General features: G+C 40.7%; 2 protein-coding genes. Both read left to right on the forward strand.

Annotated features, from left to right (window positions below):
• Positions 1–9: 9 nt before the first annotated feature.
• Positions 10–15,432 carry a T9SS type B sorting domain-containing protein gene (locus AACZ41_RS02475; RefSeq protein ID WP_339626159.1) on the forward strand — a complete coding sequence of 5,141 codons (15,423 nt, stop codon included), beginning with the start codon at positions 10–12 and terminating at the stop codon, positions 15,430–15,432.
• 19 nt (positions 15,433–15,451) lie between these two features.
• The gene (locus AACZ41_RS02480) at positions 15,452–16,396 is read left to right on the forward strand and encodes a type IX secretion system membrane protein PorP/SprF (protein WP_339626943.1); all 945 of its coding nucleotides are present in this window, start codon (positions 15,452–15,454) and stop codon (positions 16,394–16,396) included.
• Positions 16,397–16,404 lie beyond the last annotated feature (8 nt).

Here is a 16,404-nt window from a genome sequence, read left to right on the forward strand (position 1 = left end):
GTATAGAACATGACCAAACTGACTAGTTTTTTAGATTTCACCAAATTCACTTCTCTAATGGGAAAACATTACACTAAATGTTTAATTTTTATTTTGTTTCTTGTTTTAGGTGCCCAAACGGCCCATTCGCAAGTTAAAGAACCGTTTCAAGTACGCTATGCTGCGGATATTAGGGGTGAATTGACCTTTGCCGCTAACAACATTGTAAGCGCGCAAATTGATGCGTACTGTACAGGCAATAGAAGAAATAGGGTGTGTTACCCAGAGCAAACACCTAATGACCCTTATAACTTAACAGGTAGTGCTTCAGATTATAATGACAATATTGATATGCAATACATAGATGTAGATGGCGATGCCTCTACATTTAGTTCTAGTAGCGCTATACTAACGGTTCCAGATGCAACTTGCTCCTTGGTGCGATATGCAGGTTTATATTGGTCAGCGGTTTATGTAAACTCTGATAGAAGCACTATTGATGATATTAAGTTTAGAATGCCTGGTGGTGCCTATCAAGACATAACGGCAGATGAGATACTTTTTGATGGCGACGGTGATACAGATTTTGGGTATTATAGCCCATATGCTGCTTATAAGGATGTCACCAATATGCTTACCGGATTGGCCGATCCCAATGGGGAATATACGGTTGCCAATGTAAGGGCTAGTACAGGAAGTAGTGTATCTGGTGGTATTTCTGGTGGTTGGACACTAGTTGTTGTTTACGAAAACCCAAACTTACCCGGCAGTAGATATATTACCACTTTTGATGGTTATGCGGGTATTAAATCCGGAGAAAGTGTAGATATTCCTATAAATGGTTTTACTACCTTGCCAGCCCCATTTGCTGTAAACGCAAAAATGGGAGTTGCGGCTTTAGAGGGGGATAATAGAATTAGCGGGGATGGACTTGCAATCGACGCTTTTGGTGCGGGTGTTTATATGCCATTATCTAATTCTGTTAATCCTGCAACTAATTTTTTTAACTCCAATATTACTAGGGATAATGCTTTAGTAACTGATAGGACACCGAATAGTACCAACACTTTAGGTTGGGACATGGATTTGTTCGAGATTGATAATCAATTTAACAATGTTATCCCTAATGATGCAACCAGTGCAACATTAAGAGCGAGTTCCTCACAAGATAAATATGATATCTTTTTCACCTCTTTTGATGTAGAGATCATTGCCCCAAATATTGTTTTGGAAAAAAGGGTAAACACACCAGGAGGAGATGATATTACAGGACTAGGTGTAAATCTTGGCCAGACTCTTGACTATGTACTTACCTATCAAAATATTGGAAATGATGATGGAGACAATTATACGATAAGGGACATACTCCCTGTTAATGTTTCCCCACCAGATGGACGTACCGATTTCATTGCAGCTGACTTTTCGCTCCCACCAGGAGTTACTTACGTTTATAATTCAGCCACTAGAGAAGTGGTTTTTACTATTCCTAATGATCTAATAGAAGAAAATGACCCAGCTTATGCTATTCGTATGCGGGTTCAGGTTGCCGAAAATTGTTTTGATTTTATCAATGCGTGTTCAGATTTGATACAGAATTTGGCTTATTCCACGTATCAAGGTGTTGAAAACTCTGCAATGGTTACGGATGACCCAAGTGTTACCGACTTTAATGCCTGTGGTTTTATTATTCCAGGAGCTACAAACTTTTTATTGGATGACCTGTCTGACTGTAATTTTGAGCGCACTGTTGAACTTTGTGGAAACTTCGCCGTATTGAATGCAGGTGATGGTTTTGATGAATATATATGGTATAGCGATAATAATGGTAACAATGATATTGATTCAGGAGACACTATAATTACAGATAGTGATCCCGACAACGACCCTAGTACAATAGTAGTCACCCAAGAGGGCACTTACATTGTGGATAAGATAGTAGCTGATCCATGTAAAGGATTTAAAGAAATTATTACGGTTTCTCCTTATGGATCAGGTCTTATTCCAAATCCAATAATAGAATATTTTAATGATGTAAATTCAGATAGCGACCCTTCTAATGATATAGCTGGTGAAATAGTACAATGTAGTGTAGATAGTGATCTATTGCCTAAACTATTTTTATGTGGTATAGATGATACCAAACTGCTACAGGTAAACATAGTTGATGCACAAAGTATTGTTTGGGAACAGTTAGATGAGGGTAGTTGTTCCGCATCTGGAGATGATTGCGCCAATAAAGCACTGACCTGTACATGGTCTCAAGTAGGTACAGGGAACAATTATACGGTAAACAGTGAAGGGCAGTATCGCTTGTCAGTTACTTATCAAAATGGTTGTACTAGCCGCTTCTACTACAATGTATTCCAAAACACCTTGGATATTCAATACAATGCAGAGGATATTATTTGTGGTGACCCAGGAAATATTACGATTACAAATTTAGGTAACGGCTATGGGTATCAATTGGTTGATGCTGCTACCAATAATATTTTGATTCCATTTAGTTCCAATAATGGTCCAAGTTTTGACTTCAATTCAGGAGAAAATGGCTCCTATATTGTGGAGGTTAATCAATTGGACCAAACTGGGAACCCTATTGATGGCGCTTGTGTTTTTAGCACCCCAGAAATAGGTATTTTAGATAGAAATGTATCTTATGCCGTAACCGCAAATGATGCTACCTGTAACGGGTTGGGCTCAATAAACATACAGATTAACAATGCCGACCCCAATTATGAGTATGAATTAAGATTGGATGATGGTTCTAATGGTGGCGCTGGCACTTTGATTGATAACGAAACAGCACAACCAGACAACAACTTTACTTTTACAGGTTTAGCTGAAGGAGATTACATTGTAATTGCGCGCACAGATGAAGGTTGTTCACATACCGAACAGGTATCTATTGTAAATAACAATGATCTTGCATTAAATGCAAGGGTATCACAGCATATCACCTGTAGAGAGGGTAATATTTTAATGGATTCTGGAGGTGGTCAAACGCCACACACCTATGCCATTTGGCAATATGTTGATAATAATGGGGTTACGGTAACTTCATATCCAACGCCACAGGACATACCTTCTTCTGAGTTTCAGACTAGTCAAATCTTTGACATATTTGATCCAGGTGACTATATTTTTGTAGTGGTAGACAGAAATAATTGCTTCTCATTTTCCAATAATGTAACTATTGAGTTTAGACCAGCTGCAGAATTTAATCCTACTTCGGTAATTGATGTGGCTTGTTTTGGGGATTCTAGCGGAACAATACAGTTTAATTTAATAGATGATAATGGTTATCAACTAACTTATTATCTATACGATGAAAATGATGTAGAATTAGCAACCAATACAACAGGTTATTTTCCAAACTTACCTGCTGGAGATTATACAATTGTAATTAACCAAAGAAAAGGTAGTGCATCTTGTGATTATACAGAGGAACATACAATTTCCGCTCCAAGTAATGCAATTAGCGCAACATCAACCTTAATTCAAGACTATACCTGTTTGCTAGAGGGTATTATTGAAGCACAAAATGTAACGGGAGGAACGGCACCCTATGAATATAGTATAGATGGCGTAAACTTTATTCCAGATAGCACACCAAATGCACATCGTTTTGAAAACCTTACAGATGGCACATATGCTATAACAGTTAGAGATGCAGCTGGATGTACGTATCCAACAGACCCAATAACGATATTACCTTTAAATGAACCCACAGATTTAACTTTTGTCGCAACCGCTCCTAATTGTCCTGATCTTACATCAGATGTAACAGTTTCTGTGGTAGGCGGGAATCCTAATTTCACATATGAAATTGTTGCCCCTGCAGGGGATGTTGCAAATAATGGAAATTCCAATGTGTTCGCTGGGTTAGACCCAGGCACATATACCTTTAGGGTAACGGATGACAAAGGCTGTGCTATTCAAGAAGATTTTACAATTACCCCTGTTGATAGAATTAGCGTAACCGGAGCTTTAAATAATAATGTTACTTGCTTTGGTTTATCAGATGGTTCTATAACATATACTTTAGCCGATTTAACGGGCACCTATGATTATAACGTAACGGGACCTGCAAATTTTTCTGCTTCGGCACAAACAAATGCAAGTATTCCATTAACGGGACTTGGTGCAGGTACTTATGTAATTGCAGTAACGGATAATACAACAAACTGTACAGATAATGCCTCCGTAACGGTAGCGGCTCCACCAGCACCACTCCTAATCTCAGATTTGGATGTAACAGATTTAACCTGTTCTACAACAGGAACTGTACCTGGTTCTGTGGTAATTACAGCAACCGATGGATGGGGAGGTTATGAATATGAATTAGAAGATCCTGCTGGGACAGTAACCGGCCCTCAGAGCACAAATTCCTTTACAGGACTTACGGATACTTCAGGGAATTATACAGTTACAGTGCGTGATGCAGGAGGCTGTGAAGTAACCCAGACATTTAGTCTAAACCCAACAGTTGCGCCCGTTTTGGAGGTTACTGCCAATAGTTTGTGTTATGATAGCACAACTGGATTAGTATTAACGGCTAATGTAACTTCTGGAGGAGTAGCACCTTTTCAATATCGATTAAATGGCGGCCCATACCAATCAAATGTTGATTTTACGGGATTAGGCCCAGGAAGTTACAATGTTGAGGTGATTGACAGTAGAAATTGTACGGCAACAACATCAATTGATGTTTTTCCTACCATGAGTGCTTCTGCCAGTTTACTAAAGGATTTAGATTGTACCATACCACCTGATGCCCAAATAGAAATTACGATTGCAGGAGGTAACCCGACCTTTAGCTATGAAGTCTTTTTAAATGGGGCTTCTTTTCAAGCAAATACAGCGGTTCCAAGTATACCGTTCACCTATACAACAACTACACCTGGCACATATGCTTTTGTAATAACAGACAGTGAAAATTGTACAATTACAACGAATGAAATTATTGTGTCCGATGCTTTACCACCTGTAAGCTTACCGGTTATCACCGATGCAAGCTGTAATGGCGATAGTAACGGAATTGTGGATTTGAATATTTCCGGCGGTTTGGCACCATATAGTATTGTCTTTGATGGCAGTGCACCATCAACACAAGAAATATATACTGACTTAGCAGCTGGTTCATATAACTATAGTATTACAGATAGCAAAGGATGTATTACTAATGGTACAGCCATAGTTAATGAGCCAAATGCACTGGTACTTGGCACTGATATCACTACGGATTATGATTGTACAACAGGTGCAGCAACAATAAGTGTGATTAGTGTTAACGGTGGTACCGGTCCATTTGAGTACAGTATTGATGGTGTTAATTTTGATGGAACAACGGCATTTACAGGTCTTTTAGATGGTTCTTACACCATAACAGTAAGGGATGCCAACCTTTGTATCGCAACAAGTACCGAGGTAATAGATCCATTAAACGAACCTACCGACCTTTCATTTACACAGACCGCTGTTATTTGCCCGGCTTTAACGAGTGATGTAACCGTAGCGGTTACTAATGGTAATCCAAATTTTATATATGAAATTGTTGCCCCTGCAGGGGATGCCGTTAATAATGTAAATAATGCAACTTTTACTGGTTTGGCGCCAGGTACATATACCTTTAGGGTAACGGATGATAAAGGATGTTTTATTGAAGAGGATTATACTATAGCACCAATTGATCAGGTGACAGCCGTTTCTCAAATTGTAAGCAATGTAACTTGTGTTGGGGATAGTGATGGTGAATTTACGTTCACGGTAACTGATTTTGCAAGCACATACAGCTATACCGTTGAGGATAGTTTAGGGAACCCCATTCAGTCAGCAATTACCATTAATACTGCAACACCTATTTCAGTACCTGGATTGGCTGCTGACACTTATGTGGTAAACGTTATTGATGACACCACTAATTGTAGTATTACCATTAACCCTGTAATTTCTGAGCCATCGGCAATTCTAGACTTTACCTTTACCAATACACCAGTTACATGTATCGAAAATGCCACAATAACCGTTACAGCGACAGGTGGTTGGGGCAACTATGAATACGAATTGGAAAACACCGTTGGTTCTGTTATTGTGTATGCCTACAACAGCAATAATCAATTTACCAACGTCCTAGCAGGAACTTACAATATTTATGTCAGGGATGCCAATGGTTGTATCGACACAAAACCAATAACCATAGATTCTGCAGTAGCGCCAACATTAGCTTTGGCAACATCAGATTTTTGTTATGACAGTACGGACCAGGCTTCGCTGACAATTGATATCACAGATGGTGTGGCACCTTATTCATATAGTATAAACGGTGGTGGTCAAAATAGTGTCGTTGGAAATCAGTTTACTGTACCAAACTTAACACCAAACACCTATAATATTATCGTTACTGATGCTTTTGGTTGTACATCCAATACCATTACAGAGACTATTGAGCCTCAATTAACGGCAAATGCAGTATTGACACAAGATCTTTTGTGTACAGGAAACGCTATTATAGATGTCACCATTGCAAATGGCTACATACCTTATGCTACTTATCAAGTACAAGTTGATGGAGGCGGTTATGGAGCTATCACTCCAATAGTTGGTAATTCATTTACTTATAACGGTGCAGCCGTTGCTGGAACATATCAGTTCTTAATTACAGATGCAAGAAATTGTACTATTGAGACTAATGAAGTTATTGTAACTGATGCTTTACCGGCTACAAGTACTCCAATAATCACTCATGTAACTTGTAATGGAGATACTAACGGAATTGTAGATTTAAATATCTCTGGTGGTTCAGCACCTTATAGTATTGTCTTTGATGGTAGTGCGCCTTCAACACAAGAAATATATACTGACTTAGCAGCTGGTTCATATAACTATGGTATTACAGATAGTAAAGGATGTGTAACTACCGGTACAGCCGTAGTAAATGAGCCTAATGCTTTAATACTTACAACTGGTATCACAACAGATTATGATTGTACTTCTGGGGCAGCCACTATCAGTGTAACAAACGTAAATGGCGGTACTGGCCCGTTCGAGTACAGTATAGATGGCGTTAATTTTGATGGAACAACGGCATTTACAGGTCTTTTAGATGGAACTTATACCATTACCGTAAGGGATGCCAACCTTTGTATCGCAACAAGTACCCAGGTAATAGATCCATTAAACGAACCTACCGATCTTTCATTTACCCAGACCGCACCAACCTGCCCTGCAATAGTAAGTGATGTAACAGTTAATGTCACAGACGGAAACGGACCTTTTACCTATGAAATAATAGCACCTGCAATAAGTGCAACTAATAACCTAAACAACAATGTATTTGCAGGCTTGGCACCGGGCACCTATACTTTTAGGGTAACGGATGACAAAGGATGTTCTGTAGATGAGGACTATACCATAAACCCTATACCTCAGGTTAGTGTGCTATATCAACTAGTTAGTAATGTTACCTGTGTTGGGGACAGTGATGGTGAATTTGCATTTACAGTCTCTGATTTTGTGAGTACGTACAGCTATACAGTAGAAGATAGTTTAGGCAACCCTATTCAATCTGCAAATAATATTAATACCACAACACCTATTTCAGTGCCCGGATTGGCAGCTGATACTTATATCATAAACGTAGTGGATGACACCACTAATTGTGATGTTTCATCTTCAGCTTTAATTACTGAGCCTGCTATAGCATTGGATTTTACTTTTACAAATACCCCTGTAAGTTGCATTGAAAATGCAACAATAAACGTTACGGCAACAGGTGGTTGGGGCAACTATGAATACGAATTGGAAAACACCGTTGGTCCCGCCATTGTGTATGCCTACAACAGCAATAATCAATTTACCAATGTCCCAGCAGGAACTTACAATATTTATGTAAGGGATGCCAATGGTTGTATCGATACAAAACCAATAACTATTGACCCAGTAGTTACACCTACATTAGCTTTAACAACTTCAGATTTTTGTTATGACAGTACGGACCAAGCTTCGCTGACCATTGATATTACAGATGGCGTGGCACCATATGCCTATAGTATTAATGGTGGAGGACAAAATGTTATTATTGGAAATCAGTTTACAGTTTCGAACCTCACACCAGATACATATAACATAGTAGTTACTGATGCTTTTGGTTGTACTTCCAATACCATTACAGAGACTATTGAGCCTCAATTAACGGCAAATGCAGTGTTAACACAAGATCTTTTATGTACAGGAAACGCTATTATAGACGTGGCCATCGCTAATGGATATACACCATATGCAACCTATCAAATACAAGTTGATGGTGGTGGATATGGAGCTACCACACCAATTGTAGGAAGTACATTTACTTATAATGGCGCAAGTGCCGCAGGAACATACCAGTTCTTAATTACAGATGCTAGAGGCTGTACAGTAGAGACAAACGAAGTGGTTGTTGAGCCTACCGTTTTACCACAAGCAATTCCCGTAGTAACCGATGTAGCTTGTTTTGGAGGTGCAGATGGTTCTGTATATGTAGATGTTGATGCAAATTTTGGATTAACGCCATATACCATTAGTTTTAATGGCAGTGCTTTTACGTCAACCACAACATATTCTGGCTTGGCTGCGGGCACCTACCCATATATCGTAAGAGATAGTAAAGGTTGTGAATTTAATGGAAATTCGGTTGTAAATGAGCCGTTACAGATACTTTCAAGTATGACTTCAAGAGACGTTACATGTAGTAATGTTCCAGGAGGGGGTAATGTTCTTGGGGGTGTTGATGTTACTGTTACACAGGGCGGAGTTGCTAATTTTACGTATACACTTTATGATAGCGCAAATAATATTGTTGTTCTTGGAAGTGGCGATCCTAACCCAGCTGTTTCCGCTAGTGCTACCCATTCTTTTGATGGAGTTGATTTTGGCGATTATTATGTAAGAATTGTGGATGCCAACGGTTGCGAAAGTGATTTGGGATCGGTAAGGGTAAGATCTAATCCATATTTATCATTAACAGCAAATATACCACCACCTGATTGTCCAACTGGCGGAACAGCCATTATAACCGCAACAGGAGGTTCTGGGGATTATGATTTTAGAATTTATGACGTTGGTACACTTCCGGATGCCGAGGTTACCACAGGCCCAACTACAGAGGAAGCAACTTTCAATGGCCTAAACCCAGGGCAAACCTATATTATTGAGGCGACTGACAATATTAATCTTTGTACAAGTTATCAAGAAGTGGTTATACCACCTTTATCTACTATCACTGCATTAGTTGATAGTACAACCGATATTACATGTACAGGTTCTGATGATGGTATAATGTCCTTTACTGTTGATAATTATGATAGTGGAGTAAATACAATTGACTGGGAAATTTTAAACGCAGTAACAAATACTAATGTTACTGGATCAGGTGCATATGCCGGAACTGTTGGTCCTGGACCTGCTGGAGGCCCACAGAGTTTAACAGTGAATCAGATACCTCCAGGTGATTATGTGTTATTGGTAAGAGAGGCAACCGCACCATCATGTACGGCAACCACTACCTTTAGAATTACTGAGCCTACTCCTGTAGCTTTAAGTTTAATAAGTCAAACTTCCGCTAATTGTAATGATGATGCAGAGGTTACGGTTAGAGCTAGTGGTGGAACAAGTCCATATACTTACGCATATGTTGTAGATGGTGCAGCTGTACCTAGTTCATTTCCTGAAGGAGCAACGTTTACATTAGACCCTTCTGTTAGTTTAGATTGGGATGTTTATGCCCAAGATGCTAATTTATGTATTTCACCTGTTTTAAATGTTACCATTACGGTAGACCCAACCCCTGGTATTGTCTTGTCGATAGTCGACGAGTGTGTTTCGGAGGGTACGTACGCCGTTGACGTTACGATGGACGTAGCTGGAGTTGGTCCCTATAGGATCAGTGTTGACGGCGGTTCGCCGCAGTCCGCCCCTGGATGGGTGTCCGCGGGTGACGTGGTAACGGTATCGAACCTATCGTCCGGCGCGCACACGATAGCGATCGTGGACGCCAACGGATGTGGTGAGACCGAGAACATAACGATATTCCCACCATTGACGGCCCTTGCGGCGGTAAGCTCCGACGAGAACTGTGACCCTGCCAATACGGGCGAGGTAACGGTCACTGCCAATGGCGGATCTGGAGTGTACACCTATACACGGACAAGTCCTGCGGGACCTTCCAACGGAACCGGTGTATTCACGGGCTTGACACATTCCGTTTCCTATACCTTTGAGGTAGAGGACACGGCCACCAACTGTATAGTCCCTGTAACGATTACCTTACCGGCACCCGAGTTGCCTACCTTTAGCCTATCGGCAACGGACGTTAGCTGTTTTGGCGGCAACGACGGTACGATTACGGTAACCTTGGATCCGGGCAATATAGATACGCCATACTTATATAGTCTAGACGGCGGGACCACTACACAGCCAACGAACGTGTTCACTGGCTTGGTTGCGGGCACCTATAATGTTACGGTGATATCCGACAAGGGATGTGAGGACACCAAATCGATAATTGTGGACGAACCAAGTTTATTGGCGATTTCTGCCAGTGCATCGGCATATACCTGTGACGATACGGCAAGTACCATTACGGTAACGATAGACAATGACGGAACGGGGAACCCATCGGGAACCGGTCCATACCTATATAGTTTTGACAATGGCGCCAACTTTGGCACTGACAACACGTACCAGGTGGCCTATGGTTCCGCTGCGGTCAATGTAGTGGTGGAGGACAGCAACGGATGTCAGGATACCGTATCGGTACCAGTCCCTGTGATGCAGGAGGTAACGGCGTCCATCAACCAATTACAGGTCATAGACTGTAACAATGGCGAGGAGATTATAGAGATCGTTGCCTTGAACGGATCGGGCAACTATACATACACACAATTACCTAGTGGCAATGTGGTAGCGGACCCGGCCAATATAGTGATCACCGCACCGGGCAACTATGTATACGAGATAACGGATACGACAACGAACTGTTCGGTGATCGTGGAGCACAATGTGGCACCATATGACCTTATCGATGCTGTTGCAACGGTAACAAACGACGCTACCTGTAGCGATAGTACCGATGGTACCATTGAGGTAACGGTAACGGGCTATGTTGGGACATTTGAATATGAGGTACGTGATGGTTCTGGCACTGCGGTTACCGCAACGATTACGGACAATGCCACGGCAGACCCATATGTGTTCACTGTGCCAAGTACATTTGGCGCGGGCACCTATACGGTAGCGATCACGGCAACCGCTTACCCGGAATGTACGGCGATAACCAATACGGTAACGATAGATGCCCCAGAACCATTGGCACTGACCTTGGTAGATGTGGTGAACGCGAACTGTAACGTATCCGATGCAGTGGTTACGGTACTTGCCAACGGAGGCACACCTGCATATACGTACGGTGCATCGCAAAGCGGGGCGGGAGTTCCAGGGTCCTTTACCTTTGACAGCACAATAGAACTGGACCCATCGGTGAACCTTAACTGGGACATCTATGTACGTGATAGCAACGGTTGTATCATAAGCGCCCCATTAGCTGTAACGATAGCTATGGACCCAACCCCTGGTATTGTCTTGTCGATAGTCGACGAGTGTGTTTCGGAGGGTACGTACGCCGTTGACGTTACGATGGACGTAGCTGGAGTTGGTCCCTATAGGATCAGTGTTGACGGCGGTTCGCCGCAGTCCGCCCCTGGATGGGTGTCCGCGGGTGACGTGGTAACGGTATCGAACCTATCGTCCGGCGCGCACACGATAGCGATCGTGGACGCCAACGGATGTGGTGAGACCGAGAACATCTCTATTGAACCTGAATTACAGATCAGTGCCTCGGTTAATACACAGCCAAGTTGTATTACCAATGATGGTATTATCGACTTTACGGTTACTGGTGGTTCTGGAGCATCGACTGTTCAGTTGTTACGATCTGACTTGACTGACACCGGACTAGTGCCAACAGCGAATCAATTTATAGGTGTAGCTTTTGGAGATTATATAGTTAGAGTAACAGATAATACGTTGGGAACACCAAACTGTTTTGCAGATGCACCAGTTTCATTGGAAGAACCAACACCTGTAACTTTATTGGCTACGGATAAAACGGATGTTTCTTGTGCTGGACTTTCAGACGGAAGGATTACGATTAACCTGGCACCAACAAGTATAGGGGTTAATGATAATCCACCGTATGTTTATGAAATAACGGACGGGACAAACACATTTACCCAAAATACGGGGTTATTTACAGGACTTCCTGCCGGAACGTATGATATTACAGTCACATCTAATAGAAACTGTATTGCTACGGACCAAGTAATTATCCGGGAACCATTTGCTTTGGATGCTGCTATTACGGCAGTAACAGAGTTAACTTGTAATATAAATAATGGCACGCAGTCAGCTTCTATTGAAGTAACAATTACTACAGGCACAGGAACACCAAACTATTTCTATAGTGTTAATGGTGGAGCGTTCCTGCCAACAGGTGGCGATGTGTTTACCTACGAAACAACCATTGCTGGCAATTATGATATTGTGGTAAGGGACCAAAACGGTTGTCCGTTCCCATTACCAACACAAACCATAGCGCCTTTAAATACGTTTACAGCTAATGTAACAACATTAAGCAGCATCACGTGTGATGTTAATAATCCAGAAGAAGTATTGATTACAGTAACTGATGATGGCAATCCTCATTACTATACATTTGAGCTATTGCCTATTGGAAACCCTAATGGCGTACAGACAGCGCTTACGGCAACTACGGCTAATTATGATTTAACCGCGGTTGGTAATTATACATTCAGAATTACGGATACCGATACTGGTTGTTATGTAGATACAGCTACTTATACAATTGCTCCATTCGACTTTATTGAGGTGACAGCTACAGCTATTTTACCAGTAACATGTTTTGGAGATGGTAATGGAACTTTAGAGTTTACTATTTCTGGATACACTGGTAATTATGATTATCAGGTATTTGATAGCAATGACAATCCTATTGGAGGAATCGTTAGTACAGACACCTCGGTAAATCCGAGAACTGTAGGAGGACTTTCAGGAGGTAATTATTATGTGACCATTACGGAAACAGATGTTCCTTTGTGTGATGATAATAGTAATATGGTTACAATTATATCTCCGGATATGCCATTGTCGGCAACTGTAGATGTATTGGCAGAAGCGACATGTACAAATGACCAAGGAGAAATTCTAATTGACCCAACAGGCGGATATGCTCCTTATGACATCGTAATGACCAATACAACAACAGGTCAGCCTGCATATACGGCTACAGACGTACAGTCTATTGTATTCACGGGACTCTCTGCGGGTAGTTTTGATATTACGATTACCGATGCCTCTGGATGTCCACGTTCTTATACCGAAGTGTTGAATCCTGCAACTCCAATTGTTGCTAATGCTACTCCGTTAATTACCGATTTAGCTTGTTATGGTGACACCGGGGCGATTGTTTCGGCAAATGTTACAGGTGGAGGTAGTGGTGGTTATGAGTATCAGCTCAATTATTATGATGACGCAGGAACCTCTATAGTATTTACAACCGGTCAACAGCTAAGTCCTGATTTTAATGATTTAGGAGCGGGTATTTATAGTATTACCGTAAGCGATGGATGGAACTGTGATGTTACTACAAATACTGTAGAAGTTAGGGAACCAACACCAGTTGAGGTATTTTTAATAAGAACTGATCCATTGACATGTGCTACAGGGGCAGAATTTGAACTTACGGCAATTGGCGGCAGTGGTACATATGAGTACAGTACAGACAATGTTACTTTCATGCCTATGACAAGCAACCCAATGGGATTACCTGCTACAGGTACTTTCCCAGCTGGAACGTATCAATATTATATAAGGGATGCCGTGAACGGTTGTGAAGCCGCGATATCAAATGCAATTACAGAAGATCCAATTGACCCGTTGACCTTGATTGTAGATCAGACGGCAGCATTCATTAATTGTACTGGCGAAAGTACAGCAGTTATTTATGCTGAAGCAACTGGAGGTTTGGGCAACTATCAATTTGAGTTGTTCACAGATGCTTCATTGTCGTTAGCGACACGTATTGCAGGTCCTCAGTCACAAGGCGTATTTAGAGACTTGAGCGCAGGAACATATTATGTAACTGTAATAAGCCAAGATTGTACAACAGCAGCTGAAGAAGTAGTTATTGTCGAACCTACACCTCTTTCTTATACTGAAAGTGTAATAGATGTAACATGTGCAGGTGAAAATGATGGTGAGATTACAGTAACGCTATCTGGTGGAGCTGGAGGTTTCCAGTATGCGATTTCTCCTAACCTGAACCAGTTCTTTGATAATAATACATTCACAGATCTAGAACCTGGTGAGTACACGATAATCGCACAAGACCAAAATGGTTGTTTCGAATATCTAACGTACACTATTTCAGAACCGGCAAGTTTAGTGGTATCTGCAGAAACTACACCAGAAATTTGTGTAGATAGTCAAGATGGCACGATAGTTCTTGAAATTAGTGGTGGGACAGCTCCTTATAGTACAGCGTTGAATTCTAGTGATGATGCAGATTTTGTATTAAACAGAACTGAGTTCATTGATATGGCTTCTGGTGAATATATTATCATTATTAAAGACGCAAATGGTTGCGACACCAATATAGTTGTTGAAATAGAGAGAGGTGTAAACCTCAATGCTACTATTGAACCGATTTATGAATGTTCAGGTGATACTCCAAGTAATTATGTGAATATCACGGTAGAAGATGATAGCGTTATAGGTGACATATTATATGCTATAGATTCTGTTGATCCGGCCGACTTACAATTGAATCCTGATTTCAGAAATACAGCGCCTGGTAGCCACTATATTACAATCGCTCATGAAAACGGTTGTATACAGACTATTGACTTTGTAATAGAGGCGTTTGATCCGTTGACCCTAAGTTTAGAACAACGTAACATGAATGAGATAACCGCTATCGCAGAAGGTGGAAGAGAAGAATACACCTACTACTTCGACGATATCGATAATGGTGATAAGAATACCTTTTACATTACTAGAACAGATACATATGAAGTTCGTGTTATAGATCAAAATGGTTGTGAATCAATTGCAAATATTTTCATGGAATTCATTGACATTGAATTGCCCAATTTCTTTACCCCTGACGGCGATGGACAGAACGATTTTTGGATACCAAGAAACATGGAACAATTTCCAGAAATACTAATAAAAATATTTGATCGTTATGGTAGAGTAGTTTCAGAACAATCGGCAGATTCAGAAGGTTGGGATGGTTTATACTCTGGTAAAGAATTACCTACAGGAGACTATTGGTATGTAATCAAATTGAATGGAGAAAGAGATGAAAGAGAATTTGTTGGTCACTTTACCCTATATCGTTAATATTTAACCTAAAAAGATGATGCGAAACAGTCTATTGGCCTTAGCATTTTTTATTAGTGCCTATGTTGCTAAAGCGCAGGAGCTAACCATACCCCAATTATCGCAATACCTTGCAGATAATCCGTTTGTGATGTCGCCAACGTATGCCGGTATTGGTGACCATGTAAAAATACGTCTTAACGGCCTTACACAATGGGTTGGTATTAAAGATGCGCCAGATACCCAGTCGCTTGCGGCAGATATGCGAATTGGTGAGAAGTCAGGTATAGGAACTTTATTATATAACGATAGTAACGGTGAAACAAAACAACGCGGCGCAAGGCTTTCTTTTGCGCACCACCTTACCTTGGACCGTTATGATGATGAGTTTTTATCTTTCGGACTTTCCTATAATTTTAATCAGTTTCGAATTGATATTCAGAATTTTGACGCCTTAGATCCATCTGTAACAGATGATAGAGCGACCACGAATCATAACTTTGATGTTGGCATGCTTTATCGATACGACAAGTTTTACTTTAGTGTAAATGCGTCTAATATTTTGGATAAGGATTTAAGCAATTTCAACCCTATTTATGAGCCAAATAGACTTAGAAACTACTATGTTTATACGGGGTATAGGTATATGAAGAAAAAAACGAGTAAGGTAGAAGTAGAGCCTTCTATTTTCTTTCAGTTATTTGAAAGTGATGGTCGTTCGGTAACCGATTTGAACTTGAAATTTAGGTTTTACGATTTTGAAGATTATTATTATGCGGGCATTAACTATCGTTTTTTGAATGATCAAATAGGAAACCCACTCTATATCGCCCCTATAGCAGGTTTAAAGAAGAGTAATTTTTACTTTGGATATTCTTATCAAGTTATTCTAAATGAAATTTTAGGCTATAGTTCAGGAACCCATGTGGTTACTTTAGGAGTAGATTTATTTCAAGGTATTAGTAATTGTCGTTGTACCTATTAAACCTTTCA

This window comes from uncultured Maribacter sp. (genome assembly GCF_963974015.1).
Taxonomy (GTDB): domain Bacteria; phylum Bacteroidota; class Bacteroidia; order Flavobacteriales; family Flavobacteriaceae; genus Maribacter.

Excerpts from the sequence above, each read along its gene's own strand:
- AACZ41_RS02480 (WP_339626943.1), top strand. The coding sequence starts at position 15,452 with ATGCGAAACAGTCTATTGGCCTTAGCATTTTTTATTAGTGCCTATGTT.
- AACZ41_RS02475 (WP_339626159.1), top strand. The coding sequence starts at position 10 with ATGACCAAACTGACTAGTTTTTTAGATTTCACCAAATTCACTTCTCTA.